The organism is Pseudomonas sp. P4_C3, assembly GCF_056402075.1.
This window is the reverse complement of sequence record NZ_JBFUIC010000040.1, coordinates 1-23,362: the sequence shown is the minus strand read 5'-3', so window position 1 is coordinate 23,362 and position 23,362 is coordinate 1. Positions and strand designations below refer to the sequence as shown.

Below are 23,362 nucleotides of genomic sequence, written 5' to 3'. Positions count from 1 at the left end.
CGCTGTTTTAATCCAAGTACTTTTGAGGTGATTACCATGATGAAAGGTGGCATGGCCGGCCTGATGAAGCAGGCGCAGCAGATGCAGGAAAAAATGGCCAAGATGCAGGAAGAACTGGCCAACGCCGAAGTCACCGGTAAGGCCGGTGGCGATATGGTCACCGTGGTGATGACCGGTCGTCATGACGTMAAGAGCGTGACCATCGATCCAAGCCTGGTTGAAGGCATGAGCGAAGACGACAAGGAAATGCTGGAAGCGGTCATCGCATCCGCGGTCAACGATGCCGTGCGCAAGATCGAAGCCAACAGCCAGGACAAAATGGGCAGCATGACTGCCGGCATGCAACTGCCACCGGGCATGAAACTGCCATTCTGATTCGCCTTCAGGCGACAGATGAGTTACAAAAATGCCAGGCATCGCGCCTGGCATTTTTGTTTCTGGCCATTGGGTCTGTGGTGACAGGCATGCCGCCATCGCGATCCGACTTGCCCGCCAAGAAGTCGCCTCGGTGCAACTGAATAAACATCGAACGCCATACCGCCACAAAGGTCTGCTCCCTATATCACTGAACCCCATCGATCACAGGAGACGCTGCCATGTCCGACCCCATGACCCTCAATCAGCGCATTGTCCTGGCTTCACGCCCGATAGGCGCGCCAACGCCGGAAAACTTCCGCATGGAGCGGGTGGCGCTGCCGGACCTGGCCGACGGCCAGGTGCTGCTCAAGACCGTTTTCCTGTCGCTCGATCCCTACATGCGCGGACGCATGAGTGACGCACCTTCCTACGCCGCACCGGTGGAAATTGGCGAAGTCATGACCGGCGGCGCTGTCAGCCGGGTCGAGCGCTCGCTCAATCCGAAGTTTCAGGAGGGTGATCTGGTGGTCGGTGCCACCGGTTGGCAAAGCCACAGCATCAATGACGGGCGCAGCATCATCCCGGTGCCCAACGGCCTGCCCAGTCCTTCGATGGCCCTCGGGGTGCTGGGGATGCCGGGCATGACTGCGTATATGGGGCTGATGGATATCGGCCAGCCCAAGGCCGGCGACACCCTGGTGGTTGCAGCGGCATCCGGGGCAGTGGGTTCGGTGGTCGGCCAGGTGGCGAAGATCAAGGGCTTGCGCGTGGTCGGCGTGGCGGGTGGCGCGGACAAGTGCCGTTATGTGGTCGACGAGTTGGGCTTCGATGCCTGCATCGACCACAGGAGTCAGGATTTTGCTGACGAGCTGGCTCAGGCCTGTCCCAAGGGCATCGACATTTATTATGAAAACGTCGGCGGCAAGGTATTCGACGCCGTGGTGCCATTGCTCAATCCCAAGGCGCGGATTCCACTCTGCGGCCTGATTGCCTCCTATAACGCCTATGAAGCGCCGAGCGGGCCGGATCGCCTGCCACTGTTGCAACGCACCCTGTTGACCAAGCGGGTGCGTATCCAGGGCTTCATCGTGTTCGATGACTATGGTGATCGCCAGCCGGAATTCCTCAGTGCCATGGCGCCGTGGGTACGCGATGGCAAGGTGAAGTTCCGCGAAGACGTGGTCGATGGCCTGGAGCAGGCTCCCGACGCGTTCATCGGCATGCTGGAAGGGCGCAACTTCGGCAAGTTGGTGGTTCGGGTTGCCCGTGACTGAGTAATTGACGCTGCAATTTGACGCTCAACCGAGGCGCGGGTATAAACCGCGTCTCGTTGTTTTGTCGGACTTTTCCACCATGAGCTTCAGCCCTTTGATTCGCCAACTGATCGACGCCCTGCGAATTTTGCCTGGCGTGGGTCAGAAAACCGCCCAGCGCATGGCATTGCAGTTGCTCGAGCGTGACCGCAGCGGCGGCTCACGACTGGCGCTGGCCCTGAGCCAGGCCATGGAAGGGGTCGGTCACTGCCGCTTGTGCCGTACGCTGACCGAAGATGATCTCTGCCCGCAATGCGCCGATACCCGTCGCGACGACACCTTGCTCTGCGTGGTGGAAGGCCCGATGGACGTCTATGCCGTGGAGCAGACCGGTTTCCGCGGGCGCTATTTCGTGCTCAAGGGGCATCTGTCGCCGCTCGACGGTCTGGGGCCGGAAGCCATCGGCATTCCGCAATTGATGGCGCGGATCGAAGAGGCCGGCACGTTCACCGAAGTCATCCTGGCCACCAACCCGACCGTGGAAGGTGAAGCCACCGCGCACTACATCGCCCAATTGCTCAGCAACAAAGGCCTGATCGCCTCGCGCATCGCCCATGGCGTGCCRCTGGGTGGCGAGCTGGAGCTGGTGGATGGTGGCACGCTGGCGCATTCGTTTGCGGGGCGTAAGCCGATTTCGTTGTAATCGCATCAAGCCGAAAAGATCGCAGCCTGCGGCAGCTCCTACAGAAAGACACCGATCCCCTGTAGGAGCTGCCGCAGGCTGCGATCTTTTGATCTTCTATCTGTCTCTTGTAAACCAAGCAAGCGCTCGGTTAACTTCACTGACCCCTTCAGTGGAGCTCGCCGATGTCTGCCTTTCAGGAATACTTCGACCCCAGCCACCAATTGGTCCGTGACAGCGTCAGACGTTTCGTCGAGCGCGAGATTCTTCCCGATATCGAGCAGTGGGAAGAAGCCGAAAGCTTTCCTCGTGAGCTCTACCTCAAGGCCGGCGCAGCGGGGATTCTCGGCATCGGTTACCCCGAAGCTTACGGAGGCAGCCACGAAGGGGATCTGTTCGCCAAGGTGGCCGCCAGCGAAGAGTTGATGCGCTGCGGCTCAGGCGGGCTGGTTGCCGGCCTGGGTTCGCTGGATATCGGCTTGCCGCCCATTCTCAAGTGGGCCCGGCCCGAAGTGCGTGATCGTGTGCTGCCGCAGGTGCTGTCGGGAGAGAAGATCAGCGCCCTGGCCATTACCGAGCCCGGCGGCGGCTCCGACGTCGCCAACCTGCAAACCCGTGCCGTGCGCGACGGCGATTTCTACCGGGTCAGTGGCAGCAAGACCTTTATCACCAGCGGTGTGCGCGCGGACTTCTATACCGTCGCGGTGCGAACGGGCGAGCCAGGTTTCGCCGGCATCAGCCTGTTACTGATCGAGAAGGGCACGCCCGGTTTCACCGTAGGGCGGCAGCTGAAGAAAATGGGCTGGTGGGCGTCAGACACGGCCGAACTGTTCTTCGATGATTGCCAGGTGCCCGCAGGAAATCTGATCGGCACCCAGAACATGGGCTTTGCCTGCATCATGGGCAATTTCCAGAGCGAGCGTCTGGCCCTGGCATTGATGGCCAACATGACCGCACAACTGGCGCTGGAGGAGAGCCTGAAATGGGCGCGCCAGCGCGAAGCCTTTGGCAAACCGATCGGCAAGTTTCAGGTGATCAAGCATCGCCTCGCCGAGATGGCGACCGCGCTGGAGGTGTCCCGTGAGTTCACTTATCGCCAAGCCGCGAAAATGGCGGCAGGGCAGAGCGTGATCAAGGAAGTTTCCATGGCCAAGAACTTTGCGACGGATACGGCAGACCGGATCGTCTCCGATGCGGTGCAGATACTCGGTGGGCTGGGTTATATGCGTGAGAGTCTGGTGGAGCGGCTGTATCGCGACAACCGGATTCTGTCGATTGGCGGCGGGACGCGGGAAGTGATGAACGAGATCATCAGCAAGCAGATGGGGCTGTAATGCAAAAGATCGCAGCCTTCGGCAGCTCCTACAGGATCAAAGCCATCCCAATGTAGGAGCTGCCGAAGGCTGCGATCTTTTGACCTTTGTTACTTATCAGTCAACGCAAACTGCGTCAGGCAGAAGGTAGGAATACCCATGTCCTCCAGACGCTGCGAGCCACCCAGTTCCGGCAGATCGATAATCGCCGCCGCCTCATGCACCCGCGCGCCCATGCGGCGGATCAGGTTGGCGGCGGCAATCAGGGTGCCGCCGGTCGCGATCAGGTCATCGAACATCACCACCGAATCCCCCTCGCACAGGCTGTCGGCGTGCACTTCCAGGAAGGCTTCGCCGTATTCGGTCGCATAGCCCTCGGCCAGCACATCGGCCGGCAGTTTGCCTTGCTTGCGGAACAGCACCAGCGGCTTGTTCAACTGATAGGCCAGTACCGAACCGATCAGGAAGCCACGGGCGTCCATTGCGCCGACGTGGGTGAAGTCAGCCTCGACGTAACGGTGGGCGAAGCTGTCCATCACCAGGCGCAGGGCCGTGGGCGACTGGAACAGCGGGGTGATGTCGCGAAAGATCACACCCGGTTTCGGGAAATCGATGACAGGGCGGATGAGGGATTTGATGTCGAAGGAGTCGAAGGCCATAGTCGAAGAATCCTGGCAGGGCTGCAAACGACGCAGTATAACGGCGGCTGAACCGTTTCGCGCAGCCGCAACGTTTTGTTTCAGCCGTCCAGCGAGCCACCGGCCAGGGCGCAAAGCTGGATCGGGTCGATAATCCGGATTTCCTTGCCTTCTGCCGCAATCAGTTCGTTTTGCTGGAAGCGGGTAAAGACCCGGGACACGGTTTCCACCGCCAGGCCCAGGTAGTTGCCGATCTCGTTGCGCGACATGCTCAGGCGGAATTGATTGGCGGAAAAACCCCGGGCGCGGAAACGTGCCGAGAGGTTGACCAGGAAGGTGGCGATGCGTTCGTCGGCGGTCTTTTTCGACAACAGCAGCATCATCTGCTGGTCGTCACGGATTTCGCGACTCATCACCCGCATCAACTGACGGCGCAACTGCGGCAATTGCAGGGCCAGTTCGTCGAGGCGTTCGAAAGGAATTTCACACACCGAGGTGGTTTCCAGGGCTTGTGCCGACACCGGGTGCTTTTCGGTGTCCATGCCCGACAAACCGACCAGTTCGCTGGGCAGGTGGAAACCGGTGAGCTGTTCTTCACCGGTGTCACTCAGGCTAAAGGTCTTGAGGGCGCCGGAACGGACTGCGTAGACAGAATCGAAGGTATCGCCCTGACGGAACAGAAATTCGCCTTTTTTCAGCGGCCGGCCACGTTTGACGATTTCGTCCAGCGCATCCATGTCTTCCAGATTCAGCGAAAGTGGCAGGCAAAGAGGGGCCAGGCTGCAATCCTTGCAATGGGCTTGATTATGAGCGCGCAGTTTTACTGGCTCGGACATTTCTTCAATCCTTGTGGGAATTCACACATAAGACGTAAGGGTAACTCACCCGAGGACATTGGGGCCAGCCTGTGGCACTTTTGTCGCAGCGCTCTAGATCACCCGTGAGAACCGTTGCCGGCTGTGTTGTTCCAGGTATGCGTCAAAGACCATGCACACCGAGCGCACCAACAGTCGCCCGGCGGGCAGGATGGTGATCCTGTCGCGATCGAGTTCGATCAACCCGTCTTTGGCCATGTCTTGCAACTGGGGCCAGAGATCGCCGAAATAGCCTTGAAAGTCGATGTTGAAGGCCTGTTCGATGTCAGTGAATTCGAGACTGAAATTGCAGATCAATTGCTGAATCACCGCGCGCCGCAGCCGGTCATCGGCATTGCACAGCAGGCCGCGGCTGGTGGCCAGTTGCGATGTGGCAAGAACGTTCTGATACTCGRTCAGGTCGCTGCTGTTCTGGCAGTACAGGTCGCCGATCTGGCTGATTGCCGACACGCCGAGGCCGATCAAGTCACAATGACCGTGGGTGGTGTAGCCCTGGAAATTGCGTTGCAGGGTCGATTCTTCCTGGGCAATCGCCAGCTCATCGTCGGGCARGGCGAAGTGGTCCATGCCGATGTAGCGGTAGCCGGCCGTGATCAGTTGCTCGATGGTGCGCTGCAGCATTTCCAGTTTCTGCGCGGGTGTCGGCAGCTCATTGCTGTTGATGCGCCGCTGCGGCATGAAGCGTTCCGGCAGGTGGGCGTAGTTGAACACCGATAACCGGTCCGGTTGCAGGTGGATGACCTCTTCGACGGTGCGGGCGAAATTCTCCGGCGTCTGTCTCGGCAGGCCGTAGATCAGGTCGATATTGATCGAACGAAACTGCAAGGTGCGGGCCGCATCGATCACCGCGCGGGTTTCTTCCAGGCTTTGCAGGCGATTGACGGCTCGCTGAACCGCCGGGTCAAGGTCTTGCAGGCCGATGCTGACCCGATTGAAACCCAGTTCGCGCAGCAGGCCCATGGTCGACCAGTCGGCTTCACGGGGGTCGATCTCGATGCCGTAGTCGCCGGAGTCGTCGTCCAGCAAATGGAAGTGTTTGCGCAAATGCGCCATCAACTGGCGCAGTTCGTCGTGGCTGAGAAAGGTGGGCGTGCCGCCGCCGAAGTGCAGTTGCTCGACTTTCTGCGTGGGGTCGAGGTGGCAGGCGATCAACTGGATTTCCTGTTCCAGGCGCTGCAAATACGGCTGCGCCCGGCCGCGATCCTTGGTGATGACCTTGTTGCAGGCGCAGTAATAGCAAATGTTCGCGCAGAACGGCACGTGCACGTACAGCGACAAGGGGCGTTGAGCCTTGCGGCTGTCGCGCAGAGCATGAAGCAGGTCAAAGGTGCCGACCTGGCTGTTGAATTGCACGGCGGTCGGGTACGAGGTATAGCGTGGTCCCGCCAGGTCATAACGGCGGATCAGATCGGTGTCCCAACGAATGGCGTCGAGCATCATGCGGGCATTCCCCCGGATAGGCTGGCAGTGTCAGCCACTTTATGCGAGGGCGGGGTGGGGCATCTTGATTTGCATCAAGGTCAGAATCTTTGTCGTTTGTGAGGGCCTCATCGTCGGATCGCCGCCCGGAGCAAGCTCGCTCCCACAGGGGGAGTCGCTGTGTACACAAAACCTGTGGGAGCGAGCTTGCTCGCGATGGGCGCGCCGCCGGTTTAATGCCCCATGATCCAATGCTGATGCGGCCCCGGCAAGGTCCAGAGGCCGAACAGCATCACCAGCAATCCGCCCGCCATCCGCACACTGCGCTTGCGCAACAGTGCGGTGACGCGCTCGGCGGCGAGGCCTGTCGCCAGCAGCACCGGCCAGGTGCCGAGCCCGAACGCGAGCATCAACAATGCGCTGTCCAGCGCGTTGCCCTGGCTGGCCGACCATAGCAAGGTGCTGTAGACCAGGCCGCACGGCAGCCAGCCCCAGAGCGCGCCCAACAGCAGCGCACGCGGAACGCTCGACACAGGCAGCAACCGGTTGGCGACTGGCTGGATATGCCGCCACAAGCCGCGACCGAGGCTTTCGATACGGGTCAGGCCGCTCCACCAGCCGGCCAGGTACAGGCCCATGGCAATCAGCAGCAAGCCGGCGAGGATACGCAGGAACATCGCAGCCGGGCTGCTGGCCACGGCCCATCCGGCCAGGCCGATCAGCAGTCCGGCGCAGGCATAGCTCAGAATCCGTCCCAGGTTGTAGGCCAGCAGCAGGCGAAAGCGGTGGCTGCGTTGTTCCTTGGGAATTGCCAGGGTCAGCGCGCCCATCAAGCCGCCGCACATGCCCAGGCAATGGCCGCCGCCGAGCAAACCGAGGATCACCGCAGACACCAGCAGTGGCGCCAATTCAAGCATGGGGCGGGGCCTTGTCTTGCGGCTTGGCCGGTTGGCCGCTGGCCTCATCCACGGCAGCAGTGTGGTTCGGGTCCTGGTCGTCGAACAGGATGCTGTGGGCCGGGCTGTCGAGGTCGTCGTACTGACCGCTGTCCACTGCCCAGAAGAAGATATAGACGGCGATGGCCACGATCAGCAGCGCAGCGGGAATCATCACGTAAAGAGCTGGCATCTGGACTCCATGCCCACACGGCTCAGGCCGGCAGCGGGCGGGTTTCTGACGTGACGCAGTGGGCGGGCGCGCTCGGCATGCGAGTCAGGCGCAGCGCGTTCAACACCACGGTCAACGAACTGATCGACATGCCCACCGCCGCCCAGACCGGAGTGATCCAGCCGAGGGCGGCGAAGGGCAACATGAGGCCATTGTACAGCCCGGCCCACAACAGGTTCTCGATAATGACCCGACGGGTGCGCCGCGCCAGGCTGAAGGCTTGCACCAGCGCGTCGAGGCGGTTGGACAGCAGCACGGCATCGGCACTGGTTTTTGCCAGATCGGTGGCCGAGCCCATGGCGACGCTGATATCCGCAGCCGCCAGCACCGGCACGTCATTGACCCCGTCACCCAGCATCAACACCTTGCGTCCTTCTTTGTGCAGTTGTTGCAGGACTTGCAGTTTATCGTCCGGACGCAAGCCGCCACGGGCTTCGTCGATACCCAGTTCCGCCGCCACGCTGGCGACCATCGGTGAGCTATCGCCGGACAACAACAGCGTGCGCCAGCCACGCGCCTTGCACGCGGCCAACAGCGCGGGCGCATCGGCACGCAAGCGATCATCGAGGACGAGCCAGGCCAGCGGCCCCTGGCTGTCGCCGAGTAGCAGCCATTGGCCAGCCTCTTCGGGCATCGACGGCACCACGGCGCCGCTGAGTTCGCAGACGAAGCGAGGTTGGCCGATGCGCAGGCGTCGCTCTTCAACCAGCCCCTCCAGGCCGAGGCCCGGTGTGCTGTGGACTTCTTCGGCAGCCATCGGCGCGCGTCCGAAAGCACGGGCGATCGGGTGTTCGGAGCGATTTTCCAGGGCGGCGGCGAGGCTCAGGCATCGATCGCTGTCGAGCGTGCCGAGAGGGCGGATTGAGCGCAGCGCCAGGCGCCCTTCGGTGAGGGTGCCGGTCTTGTCGAAAATCACCGTGTCGATCTGGTTCAGGCCTTCGAGCACATGGCCACGCGTCAACAGCAGGCCAAGTTTGTGCAAGGTGCCGGTGGCGGCGGTGAGAGCGGTGGGCGTCGCCAGTGACAAGGCGCACGGGCAGGTCGCCACGAGCATCGCCAGCACGATCCAGAAGGCCCGCGATGAGTCCAGCTCCCACCACAGCAGGCCAATCGCGGCGGAGGCGATCAGCGACAACAGCAGGAACCATTGCGCGGCGCGGTCGGCGATTTCCGCCAGGCGCGGTTTTTCGGCCTGGGCACGATCGAGCAGGCGAACGATGGCTGAGAGGCGAGTGTCCTGGCCCAGGGCCTGGACCTCGACGGTCAGTGCGCCTTCGACGTTCATTGTGCCGGCGGTGACCGCGTCGCCGAGGGTGCGGGGTTGCGGCAGGTACTCGCCGGTCAGCAACGACTCGTCGACACTCGACTGGCCGTCGAGGATCTTGCCGTCAGCCGGAAGAATGGCGCCCGGATGAACCAGCACCTGATCGCCAATACGCAGTTCACTGAGCAGAATGCGTTCGCTCTGGCCGTCAGGTGTCAATCGCAGGCACGAGGCGGGCAATAGATTCACCAGCTGCGCGGTGGCGGCGGCGGTGCGTTCGCGGGCGCGTCGTTCCAGATAACGCCCGGCCAGCAGGAACAGGGCAAACATGCCGACGGCATCGAAATACAGTTCGCCGACCCCGGTGATCGACGTCCAGATCCCGGCAATGTAGGCGCTGCCGATGGCCAGCGACACCGAAACGTCCATGGTCAGGTGGCGGGTACGCAGATCGCGCATGGCGCCTTTGAAGAACGGCGCGCAGCTGTAGAACACGATCGGGGTGGTAAGGAACAGTGCGACCCAGCGCAGGATGGTGTGCAGTTCGGGGCTGAGATCGATGTTGAATTCAGGCCAGGTGGCCATGGTTGCCATCATCGCCTGGAACCACAGCAGCCCGGCCACCCCGAGCTGGCGCAGGGCCAGGCGGTTTTCGCTGGCCAGTTGTTCGCTGGCGCGGTCGGCCTGATACGGGTGTGCGGCGTAACCGATCTGGCGCAGTTCACCGAGGACCTGGCTCAGGGGTAATTGCCCATCGGCCCAGCGTACGTGCAGGCGATGGTTGGACAGGTTCAGGCGCGCCTCGGCTACGGCAGGCAAAGTGCGCAGGTGTTTTTCGATCAGCCAGCCGCAGGCGGCGCAACTGATGCCTTCCATCAATAGTGTGGTTTCGGCGAGGTCGCCGTCGTGGCGAACGAAGGACTGCTGCACATCGGCGCGGTCGTACAGCGCCAGTTCATCCACCAGTTGCACCGGCAGGGCTTCGGGGTTGGCCGAGGCTTCGCTGCGGTGTTGGTAATAGCTTTCCAGACCGCCGGCGACGATGGCTTCGGCCACGGCCAGGCAACCCGGGCAGCAGAATTCGCGGGACTCCCCGAGCACGACGGCGATGAAGCGGCTGCCGGCCGGGACGGGCAGGGCGCAGTGGTAGCAGGGGAGTGGGGTGGTGGTCATGGAGTATTCACTGGTACTGCTGAATCTCTATCGTCGGATAGGGCCTCATCGCGAGCAAGCTCGCTCCCACAGGGATCGTTGGTGTACTCAGGATCTGAGCATGGCGCTGATCAACTGTGGGAGCGAGCTTGCTCGCGATGCGCGAAGCGCGGCTTTATTTCTTCAGGTCTTCGGCACCTTGCAGCGGTTCGTCACCCAGCAGCAGGTCCTTGTCATGGCTGACCATTTCTTCTTCGAACATGCGCCAGATGTGCTCGTCCTGGGTGCCGAGCAACTCGATAAAGCGCCGGCCTTCGATCTTGTCGCTCAACTGGCCGATGTAGCGGCCCTGTTCGGTTTCGCTGCGGGCCAGGATGATCTTGCGATCCTTTTCCGGCTGGGTCGGCGAGATCAGGTTCAGCTCCAGGGTCTTGGGCTGGCTCTCGCCGCTCAGGCGCAGGTCAACCTCGCCGGTCACGCCATCGAGATGAACGCTGGCGCGCATTTTCAGGGTCTGGGCCAGCAGCTCACGGTCGAGGGAGCGGTTGATGCCTTTGCCAGCCTCGTAGTAGTTGTCGTTGACCAGGTTGTCCGGGTTGTTCACCGCGATGGTCACCATGGACAAGGTCAGGGCCACCGAGCAGGCCAGGATCCCGATGATGATCCACGGCCAGAGGTGCTTGTACCAGGGGCTTGCGGCAGTTGCTGCGGGCATGTTCAGTTCTCTCAACGATTTTGTGGGCCGATGAACCGGCTCTTGGCTTCGATGTGGACGCTGTCGTCATCGGCATCCTTGAGGATGAATTTCACCTCGTTGGTGCTCGACGGCAGTTTTTCCGGCGCGACGGACAGCTCGGCAGGCTGGCTGACGATCTCGCCGGCCGCGACCTTGATCTCGCGCCGGCCCTGCAATTTGAGATCCGGCAGGCCAGAGGCTTCGAGCACGTAGATATGGTCGCGCTGGTCCTTGTTCATGATTTTCAGGCTGTAGACGTTTTCGATCCGGCCTTCGGCGTTCTCGCGGTACAGCACGCGGTCCTTGCTGACATCGAAACCCACCAGCGCACGCATGAAGAATGCCGTCGCCAGCAAGCTGATCATCGCCAGCAGCACCACGGCATAGCCGATCAGGCGCGGGCGCAGTTTATGGGTTTTCTGCCCGGACAGGTTGTGCTCGGTGGTGTAGCTGATCAGCCCGCGCGGGTATTCCATCTTGTCCATGATGGCGTCGCAGGCATCGATGCAGGCGGCGCAACCGATGCATTCGATTTGCAGGCCGTCACGGATGTCGATACCGGTCGGACAGACCTGGACGCACATGGTGCAGTCGATGCAGTCACCCAGGCCCTGAGCCTTGTAGTCGATGCCTTTTTTACGCGGGCCACGGCTTTCGCCACGGCGCGGATCGTAGGARACGATCAGGGTGTCCTTGTCGAACATCACGCTCTGGAAGCGCGCGTACGGGCACATGTAGATGCACACCTGTTCACGCAGCCAGCCAGCGTTGCCGTAAGTGGCGAGGGTGAAGAAGCCGACCCAGAAGTACGACCAGCCATCCGCCTGGCCGGTGAAGAAGTCGAACACCAGTTCGCGGATCGGCGAGAAGTAGCCGACGAAGGTCATGCCGGTGACGAAGCCGATCAGCAGCCACAGGGTGTGCTTGCTGAGTTTGCGCAAGAACTTGTTGGCGCTCATCGGCGCCTTGTCGAGCTTGATGCGTTGGTTGCGGTCACCTTCGGTGACTTTTTCGCACCACATGAAAATCCAGGTCCAGACGCTTTGCGGGCAGGTATAGCCGCACCAGACCCGGCCGGCGTACACGGTGATGAAAAACAGGCCGAACGCGGCGATGATCAACATGCCGGACAGCAGAATGAAGTCCTGGGGCCAGAAGGTGGCGCCGAAAATGAAGAACTTGCGCTCCGGCAGGTTCCACCAGACGGCCTGATGACCGCCCCAGTTCAGCCACACCGTGCCGAAATACAGCAAAAACAACATGGCACCGCCGGTCATCCGCAGATTGCGGAACAAGCCGGTGAAGGCGCGGGTGTAGATTTTTTCTCTGGAGGCGTAGAGGTCGACGCTGTTGTTCGCGTTCTTGGCAGGTGGAGTGACGTCGTGTACCGGTATCTGGTTGCTCATCATCGCATCCCACGGCAGTGGAAGAGTGCCTCGGTCAGTACGTGCCGACCGCGGTCAAAAAGGGGTGTTGCAGTGGCTCAATGATACGCCTGTCGCTCTAGCCTGCGGGTGCGACCTTTGGTCACGTTTGGCAAATTCATTTGATGGTGTAATGACTTGAATCAATTGACTTGGGAATTATGGGCGGTTTTACGCATGTCGCCGGTCATTCGACCCATGGGTTGATCAGTTGTACACCGCTGGACTGAAAGTCTGCGACATTGCGTGTGACCACCGTCAAACCATGAACCAGCGCCGTGGCAGCAATCAAGGCATCGCTTTCATTGGCTCTGTCGGGGATATGCAGACTGGCGCAGCGAATCGCTACGGCGGCATCGACCGGAAGGATTCGGGCGTCGAAGGCTGGCATAACGTGATGCTTCAACCAAGTGCGCAAGACTTTCCCTTGGGCGGGATCCCGACGCTCCATTCGTAGAACGCCTGTTTCCAGCTCCTTCAAGGTAATAGCCGAAATGAACATGCGTGGAGCGATGACACTTTTGGCCCACGCAACGACGTTCGCATCAGCCTGGGGTTTGCGTAGTTCGGAAATTACGTTGGTGTCGAGTAGAAACATCAGGACAGATCCACAGGGCGATGTTTGATCACGGCACGCTCGGTTTCGAATTCGATATCGACTGCTTCTGGCATGACCAGCAGTTCGGCGATGTCGGCGTGGGTGCCGGTCAGTTTTTGGTAGTCCTCAATGCTTAGCAGTACATGGGCCGGTTTGCCTCGGTCGGTGATGAAAACAGGCCCCTGGCGAGTGGCTTTTTTGGCACCACTTGTGTCCTGGTTGAATTCGCGGCTGGAAATTGTGGTGATGGCCATCATGGTTGGCCCTCCTGAAGCTGCTTTGTAGAAACGTTACTACTATGCGTGTCGCCCCACAACCTCAGAGAGGGCATAGGGCATTACCATTGGTCGCCGTACGCTAGAGATCAGCGCTGAAAAAACAAAACGGCCCCGCCAATTCACATTGGCGGGGCCGTTTTTTTTGTTGCTTCAAGCGTTTGCCTTACTCGGCGTCCGCTGCCTTCTCACCGTGAGACAGGCTGTAGACGTAAGCGGCCAGCAGGTGAACCTTGTCGTTGCCTTGCAGCTGTTCTTGCGCAGGCATCTGGCCCTGACGGCCGTAACGGATGGTCTGTTGCAGTTGAGCGAAGCTCGAACCGTAGATGAACGCTGCCGGGTGAGTCAGGTTGGGTGCGCCCATCGCTGGCGTGCCTTTGCCTTCCGGACCGTGGCACGCCACGCAGTTGGTGGCGAACAGTTTCTGCCCGGCAACCGGGTCGGCCTTGGTGCCTTCCGGCAGCTTGCGGCCATCGAGGTTGGTCAGGACAAACGCGGCCACGTCGGCCACGCCTTGCTCGCCGATCACTTCAGCCCATGCAGGCATCACGGCGTGACGACCGCCCATGATGGTGGTCTTGATGGTTTGCGGCTCGCCGCCCCAGCGCCAGTCGGCGTCGGTCAGGTTCGGGAAACCATAGGCGCCCTTGGCGTCGGAACCGTGGCAAACCGAGCAGTTGGAGGCGAACAGGCGGCCACCCATCTTCAGGGCTTGCGGGTCCTTGGCCACTTCTTCGATTGGCATGGCAGCGAACTTGGCGAAGATCGGACCGAACCTGGCGTCCGACTTGGCCATTTCCTTTTCCCACTCGTGAACGCCGGTCCAGCCGGTCTGGCCGTTGGCGAACGGGGTCTGCTTCTCGTTGTCGAGGTAGCCGTAACCCGGCAGCAGGCCTTTCCAGTTACCCAGGCCCGGATACAGCGCCAGGTAGCCCAGTGCGAAGATGATGGTGCCCACGAACAGCATGAACCACCATTTCGGCAGCGGGTTGTCGTACTCCTCGATCCCGTCGAAGGAGTGCCCGACTGTCTCGTCCGTCTGCTCTGCGCGCTGGCCCTTGCGGGTCGACAGCAGCAGCCAGGTCAGGGAAAAGATCGTACCGAGACTGAGGACTGTGACGTACAGACTCCAGAATGTAGTCATTCTTTGTTACTCCTAGAAGCTTGCTCGACGTGCTTGATGGCTTCGGGATCATCCGCGAAAGGCAGCAAGGTCGCGTCTTCAAACTCCGACTTGCGCTTGGGACTGAACACCCACAGTGCCAGTCCGATGAAGGCCACCATCACGACAACGGTGCCTAGGCCACGAATCATCCCGATATCCATCCAATTCACCGTTTGCTTTTGATGATGGTGCCCAGGCCTTGCAGATAGGCCACCAGCGCGTCCATTTCGGTTTTGCCCTTCACAGCATCCTTGGCGCCGGCGATGTCTTCGTCGGTGTAAGGGACGCCGAGCGTGCGCAAGACTTCCATTTTTTTTGCGGTATCTTTGCCGTCGAGCTTGTTTTCCACGAGGAACGGGTAGGCCGGCATTTTCGACTCGGGCACTACGTTGCGCGGGTTGTACAAGTGCGCACGCTGCCAGTCATCGGAGTAACGGCCGCCGACACGGGCCAGGTCCGGACCGGTACGCTTGGAACCCCACAGGAACGGGTGGTCCCAGACGCTTTCACCGGCGACCGAGTAGTGGCCGTAGCGTTCGGTTTCGGCACGGAACGGACGGATCATCTGCGAGTGGCAGCCGACACAACCGTTGGCGATATAAACGTCCCGGCCTTCCAGTTCCAGGGCGGTGCGGGGCTTCATGCCCTCGACCGGCTTGTTGGTGACATCCTGGAAAAACAGCGGAACGATCTGGGTCAGGCCGCCGATGCTGACGGCGATGACCATGAAGAAGGCCAGCAGGCCAATATTCTTCTCGACTGCTTCATGCTTCATCAGTGAGCTCCAACTACGGCAATCTGTTCGGCGGCTTTGGCTTCAGCCGGGTTCGAGGCGCGTACGGTACGGAATACGTTGTAGGCCATGAACAACATGCCGGTGGCGAAGAACGCACCGCCCAGGGCACGGACGATGAAGCCCGGGTGGCTGGCTTGCAGCGCTTCGACGAACGAGTAGGTAAGGGTGCCGTCGTCGTTGATTGCACGCCACATCAGGCCCTGGGTGATGCCGTTGACCCACATCGAGGCGATGTAGAGCACGGTACCGATGGTCGCGAGCCAGAAGTGGGTGTTGATCAGGCCGGTGCTGTGCATCTGCGCACGACCGAACAGTTTCGGGATCATGTGGTAGATGGCGCCGATCGAGATCATCGCAACCCAGCCCAAGGCGCCTGCGTGTACGTGGCCGATGGTCCAGTCGGTGTAGTGCGACAGCGAGTTGACGGTCTTGATGGCCATCATCGGGCCTTCGAAGGTCGACATGCCGTAGAACGCCAGGGAGACGACCAGGAAGCGCAGGATCGGGTCGGTGCGCAGCTTATGCCAGGCGCCCGACAGGGTCATCATGCCGTTGATCATGCCGCCCCAGCTCGGCGCGAGCAGGATGATCGACATCGCCATGCCCAGGGACTGAGCCCAGTCCGGCAGCGCGGTGTAGTGCAGGTGGTGGGGACCGGCCCAGATGTACAGGGTGATCAGTGCCCAGAAGTGCACGATCGACAAACGATAGGAGTAGATCGGACGCTCGGCCTGTTTCGGCACGAAGTAGTACATCATGCCCAGGAAGCCGGTGGTCAGGAAGAAGCCCACGGCGTTGTGGCCGTACCACCACTGGATCATCGCGTCCGTCGCGCCCGAGTAGGCCGAGTAGGACTTGAACAGGCTGACCGGCAGCGACATGTGGTTGACGATATGCAGCATCGCTGTCACGACGATGAACGCGCCGTAGAACCAGTTACCCACATAGATGTGCTTGGTCTTGCGCTTGACGATGGTGCCGAAGAACACCAGACCGTAGGTGACCCAGACAATGGCCAGCAGAATAGCCAGGGGCCATTCCAGCTCCGCGTATTCCTTGGTGGTGGTGAAACCCATCGGCAAGGTAATGATCGCGCCGACGATCACCGCTTGCCATCCCCAGAAGGTGAAGGCGGCGAGGCTGTCGGAAATCAGTCGCGTTTGGCAGGTTCGCTGCACGACGTAATAAGAAGTGGCAAACAGTGCACATCCACCGAAGGCGAAAATCACCAGGTTGGTGTGCAATGGGCGCAGGCGTCCAAAGCTCGTCCATGGCAGACCGAAGTTCAACTCCGGCCAGACCAGTTGCGAGGCAATGAAGACACCGAGCCCCATGCCAAGGATCCCCCAGACCACCGTCATGATGGCGAACTGGCGGACTACCTTATAGTTATAAGCAGTCGGACTGATTGCTGTGCTCATTCTAAGGTTCCACGGTTTGGGTGTTTTATTAGGATTAAAAATCGGCCGCAAGTATGGAGAAAGCAAGGGGTCATTGCAACGCGCCATGACCTGGGTCAATGCTTTCAAAAGCTGATTCTGCGGCCTTTCCATGCGCCGCGTAAGGACAAAATTGCCCGCGGGCAAAACATCCCGGCGGACTGATCAGGCGAGGGGGTCAGGTCGGATGTAACGGGGTGTGTTCAAACGCAACGTTTGGCTGACCGAAGGCAATTGGTGCGACAGCCGGTATCTACCAGCCTTTGCGGCCTGTCATCGGGCAGATTCGTCGAACACATCGTTCAGGGTCGACCTGGAACCGGCACCGGCCAGTCCGCATCGGGGGAAGCTTAGACCCGAATCCTGGGATCCGAAAGAAAGAGTCACAGAGGGTGCGACAATGCGTCGCAAAGGGGCAGGGAACTGCCGCATCCGCGAGAATGCGGCAGCAGAGCGGTCGGGATTTATTCGCGGTTGTCTTCAGCCTGCAGGCGCTCGGTATTCAAACTGTGGGACAGGCTGTACACATACGCGGCCAGCAATTGCACCTTATCGCTGCCCAGCAGTTCGTTCTGCGCCGGCATATGGCCCTGGCGGCCATGCCGAATCGTCTGCTCAAGTTGTGTCAGGCTCGTCCCGTAAATGAAGCCGGCCGGGTGCGTCAGGTTCGGCGCGCCCATGGCTTCAGTGCCCTGGCCGTTTGCCCCATGGCAAGCCACGCAGGTGGTGCTGAACGCTTGCTGTCCGGCCTGCAGGTCGGCTTTGCTGTCGGCAGGCAATGGCAGCTTGGCCAGGCCATGGCGCACATACGCGGCGACGTTTTTCACACCTTCCTCACCCAGGACTTCACCCCAGGCCGGCATCATCGCCATCCGGCCACCCATGATGGTGGTCTTGATGGTTTCTGCATTGCCGCCCCAGCGCCAGTCGCTGTCGGTCAGGTTGGGGAAGCCGAACGCACCCTTGGCATCCGAGCCGTGGCACACCGAGCAGTTGGAGGCAAACAGGCGGCCGCCCATTTTCAATGCCTGTGGGTCCTTGGCCACTTCTTCCACGGGCATTGCCGCAAACTTCGCGAAGATCGGCCCGAACTTCCCGTCAGCCTTGGCCATCTCCTTTTCCCATTCGTGCACCCCGGTCCAGCCGTTTTCGTAGCCGGGGAGGACGCCTTTCCAGTTGCCCAGGCCCGGATAGAGGATCAGGTAGCCGACGGCGAATGCCAAGGTGCCGGCGAACAGCATGAACCACCATTGCGGCAACGGGTTGTCGTACTCCTCGATGCCGTCGAAGCTGTGGCCCATGGTCTGGTCGACACTGCCCTTGGTTTCACCCTTGCGGGTGCCGATCAACAGCCAGGTCAGGCCGATCAGGCTGCCGATGGTCAGTACGCAGATCCACGTACTCCAGAAGGTGGTCATGGCCGGGTACTCCTTGTGACAGGTTCTTCAGTGATGTCGGGTTGTGGTTCGTCGGCGAACGGCAGCAGGCGCGCTTCGGCGAATTCCGGGCCGCGCTTGCCGTTGAATACCCACAGCGTCAGGCCGACAAAGGCCACGAACACCACGACGGTGCCAAGGCCGCGGATCATTCCAGTGCTCAATTCGATCTCTATAAAAGACATGGGCATGGCTCACCTCTTGCTCTTGATCGCAGTGCCGAGCACTTGCAGGTAGGCGACCAGCGCATCCATTTCGCTCTTGCCCTTGAGCGAAGCGACGGCGCCGGTAATGTCTTCGTCGGTGTACGGCACGCCCAGGGTGCGCATGGCCTTGATCTTGGTTTCGGTGTGGCTGCTGTCGAGCTGATTGGCCACCAGCCACGGGTAGGCCGGCATCTTCGACTCCGGCACGACGTTGCGAGGGTTGTACAAGTGCGCGCGGTGCCAGTCATCCGAATAACGCGCGCCGACCCGCGCCAGGTCCGGCCCGGTGCGTTTCGAGCCCCACAGGAACGGGTGGTCCCAGACGCTTTCGCCGGCCACCGAGTAGTGCCCGTAGCGTTCGGTCTCGGCGCGGAACGGCCGGATCATCTGCGAGTGACAGCCGACGCAGCCTTCGCGGATATAGATGTCGCGACCTTCCAGTTGCAGCGCGGTGTAGGGCTTCATGCCTTCCACCGGTTTGTTGGTCACGTCCTGGAAGAACAGCGGGACGATCTGGGTCAGGCCGCCAATGCTCACGGCCAGGATCATCAGCAGCAGCAACAGGCCGACGTTTTTCTCGATAGTTTCGTGTTTCATGGCGGACTCCTCAGGCCATCTGCGCGGCAGCGGCGACGGCGGCAGGCTGCGAGGCCCGCACGGTGCGCCAGGTGTTGTAGGCCATCAGGAACATGCCGCTGAGGAAGATCGCGCCACCCACCAGCCGCACGACGAAGCCAGGGTGGCTGGCCACCAGGGTTTCGACGAAGGAGTAAGTCAGCGTGCCATCCTCGTTCACCGCACGCCACATCAGGCCCTGGGCGATGCCGTTGACCCACATCGAGGCGATGTACAGAACGGTGCCGATGGTGGCGAGCCAGAAGTGCGCGTTGATCAGGCCGATGCTGTGCATCTGCTCGCGGCCGAAGACTTTCGGGATCATGTGGTACAGCGCGCCGATGGAGATCATCGCCACCCAGCCCAAGGCGCCTGCGTGTACGTGGCCGATGGTCCAGTCGGTGTAGTGGGAGAGGGCGTTGACCGTCTTGATCGCCATCATCGGCCCTTCGAAGGTCGACATACCGTAGAACGCCAGCGACACCACAAGGAAGCGCAGGACCGGGTCGCTGCGCAACTTATGCCAAGCGCCCGACAGGGTCATCATGCCGTTGATCATCCCGCCCCAGCTCGGCGCCAGCAGGATCAGYGACATCACCATGCCCAGCGACTGCGCCCAGTCTGGCAGCGCGGTGTAGTGCAGGTGGTGTGGGCCCGCCCAGATGTACAAGGTGATCAGCGCCCAGAAGTGCACGATCGACAAGCGATAGGAATACACCGGACGCTCGGCCTGTTTCGGCACAAAGTAGTACATCATCCCGAGGAAACCGGCGGTGAGGAAAAAGCCTACGGCGTTGTGTCCATACCACCATTGCACCATCGCATCGGTAGCGCCGGAGTACAGCGAGTAGGACTTGGTGAAGCTGACCGGCAATTCCATGTTGTTGACGATGTGCAGAATCGCCACGGTGATGATGAACGCACCGAAGAACCAGTTACCGACATAAATGTGTTTGGTCTTGCGCTGCATGATCGTGCCGAAGAACACGATGGCGTAGGCGACCCAGACGATGGTGATCAGGATGTCGATCGGCCATTCCAGCTCGGCGTATTCCTTGGAGCTGGTGTAGCCCAGCGGCAGGCTGATGGCCGCCAGCAGGATCACAAGCTGCCAGCCCCAGAAACAGAATGCGGCAACTGCGGGAGCAAATAAGCGTGTTTGGCACGTCCGTTGTACGGAGTACAACGAACTGGCGAACAAGGCGCAGCCGCCAAAGGCGAAGATCACCGCGTTGGTGTGCAGGGGGCGCAAGCGGCCGAAGCTGGTCCACGGCAGATTGAAGTTGAGTTCGGGCCAGACCAACTGGGCAGCGAGAAAAACCCCGAGCCCCATGCCGACGATGCCCCACACCACCGTCATAATGGCGAATTGGCGGACCACCTTGTAGTTGTAGGCGGTACTGATAGAAGTGTTCATGGTTCCCCATCCACGGTTCAGCCGAAGTGAGCGCACTCGCGCAAGGCAGCGCACCCTTCGCCCGGAGTTATAGGCAGACTAAAAGCGAGGCAAGCATGAACAAWGGGCACAAGGCCRGTATTGACGGGGRTCAATGGGCGCAGTGCGTGCGGGATCATGGATGGTTGTGGAATGCCGCCGCTGGCAAGGCTGCGGCGACGCTGATCCTCGCCCATGGCGCCGGCGCACCGATGGACAGCGACTGGATGAGCGACATGGCTGCACGCCTCGCCGCTCAAGGCGTCAACGTGTTGCGCTTCGAGTTTCCGTACATGGCGCAGCGGCGCATCGACGGCGGTAAACGCCCGCCGAACCCGGCGCCGAAACTGCTGGAATGCTGGCGCGAGGTGTATGCCCAGGTGCGACGCCATGTCACTGGGCCGCTGGCCATCGGCGGCAAGTCCATGGGCGGGCGGATGGCCAGTTTGCTCGTGGATGAATTGGGCGCGGATGGGCTGGTGTGCCTGGGGTATCCGTTCTATGCGGTGGGTAAACCGGAGAAGCCGCGGGTTGAGCATCTGGCGGGGTTGAAGACTCGAACCTTGATCGTGCAGGGCGAGCGCGATGCGCTGGGCAATCGTGAGGCGGTCGAGGGGTATGCGCTATCGCCGGGTATCGAGGTGTTCTGGCTGGTGGCAGGGGATCATGATCTGAAGCCGTTGAAGGCTTCCGGGTTTAGCCATGAGCAGCATTTGGCGGCTGCGGCGCAGAAGGTGGCCGCATTTCTTCGATGAGGTTTTGTGCAGGCTGTGATGGCCCCATCGCGAGCAAGCTCGCTCCCACAGTGATGTGTGGTGTGGCTTGATTTCGTGAACAACGCGAAACCCTGTGGGAGCGAGCTTGCTCGCGATGAGGGACTACCAGGCAACATCACTTTCACAGGCTCAATAAAAAACCCGGAAGTGTTCACTGTCCGGGTTTTTTGTCACTCCAGCCTCTATCAGCGGTTAAACCGCTCCACCAACGAATATTGCGTATTGGCAGTCTTGGTCAGCTCTTCACTCAGCAACGCCGAGTTCTGCGCCTGTTCCGAAGTCTGGTCCGCCAGGTCCGAAATGTTGCTGATGTTGCGGCTGATTTCTTCGGCCACGGCACTTTGCTCTTCGGTCGCGGCAGCGATCTGGGTGGTCATGTCGGTGATGTTGGCCACCGCTTCGCTGATCCCCACCAGTGCCTGGTCCGCTTCCAGTACCCGCGCCACGCCTTCTTCCGCCTGACGATGCCCGGCTTCCATGGTCTGCACGGCAGTACTGGCGGTTTGCTGGAGCTTGGCGATCAGCGCATGAATCTGCCCGGTGGATTCGCTGGTGCGTTGCGCCAGTTGACGGACTTCGTCGGCCACCACCGCAAAACCGCGACCCATCTCGCCGGCACGGGCCGCTTCGATGGCAGCGTTCAGGGCCAGCAGGTTGGTCTGGTCGGCGATGCCTTTGATCACGTCGACCACACCTCCGATTTCGTTGCTGTCCTTGGCCAGTTGGGTCACGGTCACGCCGGTTTCACCGACCACCACCGACAGGCGCTGGATGGCTTCGCGGGTCTCCCCGGCGATGTCACGACCACGACCGGTCAGGCGATTGGCTTCCTGGGTGGCATCGGCGGTGCGTTGTACGTGGCTGGCGACTTCCTGGGTGGTAGCGGCCATCTGGTTGACCGCGGTGGCCACCTGTTCGGTCTCGACCCGTTGACGTTCCAGGCCGCTGGAGCTGTTGTGCGCCAGGGCATCGGATTGCCTGGCCTGATCGGTCAGGTGTTCGGCCGTGTCCTGCAAACGCGTCAGGCAGGTTTTCAGGCGTGCTTCCTGACTGAGTATGGACATTTCCAGACGCGCCTGGGCGCCGCGACTGTCGGTGTACATCTGTGCGATCAACGGATCGGAGGTGGTCTGCTCGGCCAGGCGCAGCAAGCGCTTGAGGCCACGCTGCTGCCACTGAAGGCCCATCAGGCCCAGTGCTACCGAGAGTCCTGCTGCCAGGGCAAACCCCCAATGGGAGTTCAGCGATGCACCGATCATGAAGCTCAATTGGCTGACCAGAATGAACGGCAGCCAGTCCTGCAGGATCGGCAACCATTTATCCGAGGAGGGAACGGCCGGCTTGCCCTGGTTGATGCGTTGGTAGAGCGCTTCGGCGCGGCGGATCTGTTCGGCAGTGGGCTTGACCCGCACCGACTCGTAACCGATCACCTGATTGCCTTCGAAGATCGGTGTCACATAGGCGTTCACCCAGTAATGATCACCGCTCTTGCAGCGATTCTTGACAATGCCCATCCATGGCAAGCCTTGTTTCAATGTGCCCCACATGTGCGCGAACACCGCGGCCGGGACGTCGGGGTGACGGACCAGGTTGTGCGGTGCACGGATCAGCTCCTCTCGGGAAAACCCGCTGATTTCGACGAAAGCCTCGTTACAGTAGGTGATCATGCCCTTGGCATCGGTGGTGGAAATCAACCGTTGCTGAGCCGGAAAGGTCCGTTCGCGTTGTGTAGTGGGTTGGTTGTTACGCATGGCTTTTTCAATCCGCAAGGCTTTCAAGAGTTGTCGGCTGCGTCGCGGGTTTATTGAATGTTTTTTTAATAACCTGACGTGTGTCTCAAATTCGCCCTGCGTTGAAAGGATTGACCTGCCCAGCGGTTGAACTTTTCAGGTTTCCCTTAATGGACCCGGCGCGTATGATTCGCGGCTATTTTGCGCGTGACGTTATTTTTGGTCAGGTAGCAAGCAGTACATAACATCCAGGGTGTCGCCGGGTTTCCTGCATTTACATTAATGGAATTTGATTGTTGTTCAGCTTTTGGAAAAGGGATGGGGATGAATAGGGCAAGTAGCAATGCGTAAGAAAGTTGCAATCATAGGGACGTCGTTCCGTTTTCCAGGCTCTACTTCTGCAACTTTTTGGCCGCACCTACTGGACCGGCAGAGCTTTATTACCCAAGCGGACTTTTCTCGCTGGTCCAAGGACGAGTTCCTGCACCCGGACAAGGCAAACCCAGCAACGTCGTACACGTTTGCTTCCGGTTCCCTGGGCGATATTTCTACTTTCGATGCTGGATTCTTCAATATTTCTCCTCGTGAAGCGGCGGTCATGGACCATGGAC

Annotated in this window: 25 protein-coding genes; 6 read left to right on the top strand and 19 right to left on the bottom strand. The window is 60.6% G+C overall.

Translation table 11 applies throughout. The features are described from left to right. The first annotated feature begins 36 nt into the window (after window positions 1-36). The 4 genes from AC1DVH_RS10125 to AC1DVH_RS10110 all read left to right on the top strand — a co-directional run bounded on the left by AC1DVH_RS10125 (window position 37) and on the right by AC1DVH_RS10110 (window position 3,626). The gene (locus tag AC1DVH_RS10125) at window positions 37-375 is read left to right on the top strand and encodes a YbaB/EbfC family nucleoid-associated protein (protein ID WP_007971455.1); all 339 of its coding nucleotides are present in this window, start codon (window positions 37-39) and stop codon (window positions 373-375) included. A gap of 221 nt (window positions 376-596) precedes the next feature. After that, window positions 597-1,631 carry an NADP-dependent oxidoreductase gene (locus AC1DVH_RS10120; protein WP_477753686.1) on the top strand — a complete coding sequence of 345 codons (1,035 nt, stop codon included), beginning with the start codon at window positions 597-599 and terminating at the stop codon, window positions 1,629-1,631. Between the two features lie 79 nt (window positions 1,632-1,710). Beyond that, entirely contained in the window at window positions 1,711-2,313 is a 603-nt protein-coding gene (gene recR, locus AC1DVH_RS10115) for a recombination mediator RecR (protein ID WP_007995809.1), read from the top strand. Between the two features lie 164 nt (window positions 2,314-2,477). Continuing rightward, window positions 2,478-3,626 carry an acyl-CoA dehydrogenase family protein gene (locus AC1DVH_RS10110; protein WP_477753685.1) on the top strand — a complete coding sequence of 383 codons (1,149 nt, stop codon included), beginning with the start codon at window positions 2,478-2,480 and terminating at the stop codon, window positions 3,624-3,626. A gap of 89 nt (window positions 3,627-3,715) precedes the next feature. On the opposite strand, the gene AC1DVH_RS10105 is transcribed toward AC1DVH_RS10110, so the two are convergent. The 18 genes from AC1DVH_RS10105 to ccoN (AC1DVH_RS10020) all read right to left on the bottom strand — a co-directional run bounded on the left by AC1DVH_RS10105 (window position 3,716) and on the right by ccoN (AC1DVH_RS10020) (window position 20,227). Beyond that, window positions 3,716-4,264: an adenine phosphoribosyltransferase gene (locus AC1DVH_RS10105; protein WP_477753684.1), complete on the bottom strand. Its 549-nt coding sequence runs from the start codon at window positions 4,262-4,264 to the stop codon at window positions 3,716-3,718. Window positions 4,265-4,344: 80 nt separating this feature from the next. Beyond that, window positions 4,345-5,079 (bottom strand): fumarate/nitrate reduction transcriptional regulator Fnr, encoded by a 735-nt coding sequence (fnr, locus tag AC1DVH_RS10100; protein ID WP_477753683.1) that lies wholly within the window; start codon window positions 5,077-5,079, stop codon window positions 4,345-4,347. Between the two features lie 93 nt (window positions 5,080-5,172). Beyond that, the gene (gene hemN / locus AC1DVH_RS10095; protein ID WP_477753693.1) at window positions 5,173-6,555 is read right to left on the bottom strand and encodes an oxygen-independent coproporphyrinogen III oxidase; all 1,383 of its coding nucleotides are present in this window, start codon (window positions 6,553-6,555) and stop codon (window positions 5,173-5,175) included. A gap of 215 nt (window positions 6,556-6,770) precedes the next feature. Then, window positions 6,771-7,454, bottom strand: a complete 684-nt coding sequence (locus tag AC1DVH_RS10090) for a sulfite exporter TauE/SafE family protein (RefSeq protein WP_477753682.1) — start codon at window positions 7,452-7,454, stop codon at window positions 6,771-6,773. After that, window positions 7,447-7,665: a cbb3-type cytochrome oxidase assembly protein CcoS gene (ccoS, locus tag AC1DVH_RS10085; protein ID WP_477753681.1), complete on the bottom strand. Its 219-nt coding sequence runs from the start codon at window positions 7,663-7,665 to the stop codon at window positions 7,447-7,449. The genes AC1DVH_RS10090 and ccoS overlap by 8 nt, the downstream gene beginning before the upstream one ends. Before the next feature lie 22 nt (window positions 7,666-7,687). Beyond that, the gene (locus AC1DVH_RS10080) at window positions 7,688-10,141 is read right to left on the bottom strand and encodes a heavy metal translocating P-type ATPase (RefSeq protein WP_477753680.1); all 2,454 of its coding nucleotides are present in this window, start codon (window positions 10,139-10,141) and stop codon (window positions 7,688-7,690) included. A gap of 154 nt (window positions 10,142-10,295) precedes the next feature. Then, window positions 10,296-10,835 carry a FixH family protein gene (locus tag AC1DVH_RS10075; RefSeq protein ID WP_477753679.1) on the bottom strand — a complete coding sequence of 180 codons (540 nt, stop codon included), beginning with the start codon at window positions 10,833-10,835 and terminating at the stop codon, window positions 10,296-10,298. 11 nt (window positions 10,836-10,846) lie between these two features. Continuing rightward, a complete protein-coding gene (gene ccoG / locus AC1DVH_RS10070; RefSeq protein WP_477753678.1) occupies window positions 10,847-12,262 on the bottom strand; it encodes a cytochrome c oxidase accessory protein CcoG in 1,416 nt (471 codons plus the stop codon). A gap of 205 nt (window positions 12,263-12,467) precedes the next feature. Beyond that, the gene (locus tag AC1DVH_RS10065; RefSeq protein ID WP_477753677.1) at window positions 12,468-12,878 is read right to left on the bottom strand and encodes a PIN domain-containing protein; all 411 of its coding nucleotides are present in this window, start codon (window positions 12,876-12,878) and stop codon (window positions 12,468-12,470) included. Then, window positions 12,878-13,132, bottom strand: a complete 255-nt coding sequence (locus AC1DVH_RS10060) for a type II toxin-antitoxin system Phd/YefM family antitoxin (RefSeq protein ID WP_477753692.1) — start codon at window positions 13,130-13,132, stop codon at window positions 12,878-12,880. Before AC1DVH_RS10060 ends, AC1DVH_RS10065 begins: the two co-directional genes overlap by 1 nt. Before the next feature lie 187 nt (window positions 13,133-13,319). Next, on the bottom strand, window positions 13,320-14,297 hold the full coding sequence (gene ccoP, locus AC1DVH_RS10055) for a cytochrome-c oxidase, cbb3-type subunit III (RefSeq protein WP_477753676.1): 978 nt from the start codon (window positions 14,295-14,297) through the stop codon (window positions 13,320-13,322). After that, entirely contained in the window at window positions 14,294-14,479 is a 186-nt protein-coding gene (locus tag AC1DVH_RS10050; protein ID WP_003175465.1) for a CcoQ/FixQ family Cbb3-type cytochrome c oxidase assembly chaperone, read from the bottom strand. The genes ccoP (AC1DVH_RS10055) and AC1DVH_RS10050 overlap by 4 nt, the downstream gene beginning before the upstream one ends. Before the next feature lie 5 nt (window positions 14,480-14,484). Beyond that, window positions 14,485-15,093, bottom strand: a complete 609-nt coding sequence (gene ccoO, locus AC1DVH_RS10045) for a cytochrome-c oxidase, cbb3-type subunit II (RefSeq protein WP_009042961.1) — start codon at window positions 15,091-15,093, stop codon at window positions 14,485-14,487. Further along, window positions 15,093-16,535 (bottom strand): cytochrome-c oxidase, cbb3-type subunit I, encoded by a 1,443-nt coding sequence (ccoN, locus tag AC1DVH_RS10040; protein ID WP_046041350.1) that lies wholly within the window; start codon window positions 16,533-16,535, stop codon window positions 15,093-15,095. The genes ccoO (AC1DVH_RS10045) and ccoN (AC1DVH_RS10040) overlap by 1 nt, the downstream gene beginning before the upstream one ends. Before the next feature lie 482 nt (window positions 16,536-17,017). Beyond that, the gene (gene ccoP / locus AC1DVH_RS10035; RefSeq protein WP_477753675.1) at window positions 17,018-17,971 is read right to left on the bottom strand and encodes a cytochrome-c oxidase, cbb3-type subunit III; all 954 of its coding nucleotides are present in this window, start codon (window positions 17,969-17,971) and stop codon (window positions 17,018-17,020) included. Continuing rightward, window positions 17,968-18,180, bottom strand: a complete 213-nt coding sequence (locus AC1DVH_RS10030) for a cbb3-type cytochrome oxidase subunit 3 (RefSeq protein WP_477753674.1) — start codon at window positions 18,178-18,180, stop codon at window positions 17,968-17,970. Before AC1DVH_RS10030 ends, ccoP (AC1DVH_RS10035) begins: the two co-directional genes overlap by 4 nt. Window positions 18,181-18,183: 3 nt before the next feature. Next, window positions 18,184-18,792, bottom strand: a complete 609-nt coding sequence (gene ccoO / locus AC1DVH_RS10025) for a cytochrome-c oxidase, cbb3-type subunit II (RefSeq protein ID WP_008020035.1) — start codon at window positions 18,790-18,792, stop codon at window positions 18,184-18,186. A gap of 10 nt (window positions 18,793-18,802) precedes the next feature. Continuing rightward, window positions 18,803-20,227, bottom strand: coding sequence for a cytochrome-c oxidase, cbb3-type subunit I (gene ccoN, locus AC1DVH_RS10020; protein WP_477753673.1), 1,425 nt, complete (start codon window positions 20,225-20,227; stop codon window positions 18,803-18,805). Window positions 20,228-20,322: 95 nt separating this feature from the next. On the opposite strand from ccoN (AC1DVH_RS10020), the gene AC1DVH_RS10015 reads away from it, so the two are divergent. Beyond that, window positions 20,323-21,000: an alpha/beta family hydrolase gene (locus AC1DVH_RS10015; RefSeq protein WP_477753672.1), complete on the top strand. Its 678-nt coding sequence runs from the start codon at window positions 20,323-20,325 to the stop codon at window positions 20,998-21,000. 206 nt (window positions 21,001-21,206) lie between these two features. On the opposite strand, the gene AC1DVH_RS10010 is transcribed toward AC1DVH_RS10015, so the two are convergent. Further along, window positions 21,207-22,772: a methyl-accepting chemotaxis protein gene (locus AC1DVH_RS10010; protein ID WP_477753671.1), complete on the bottom strand. Its 1,566-nt coding sequence runs from the start codon at window positions 22,770-22,772 to the stop codon at window positions 21,207-21,209. A 322-nt stretch (window positions 22,773-23,094) separates the two neighbouring features. Between AC1DVH_RS10010 and AC1DVH_RS10005 the strand changes: the two genes are divergently transcribed. After that, window positions 23,095-23,362: beta-ketoacyl synthase N-terminal-like domain-containing protein (locus AC1DVH_RS10005; protein ID WP_477753670.1), on the top strand; the 268-nt coding region annotated here is incomplete at its 3' end.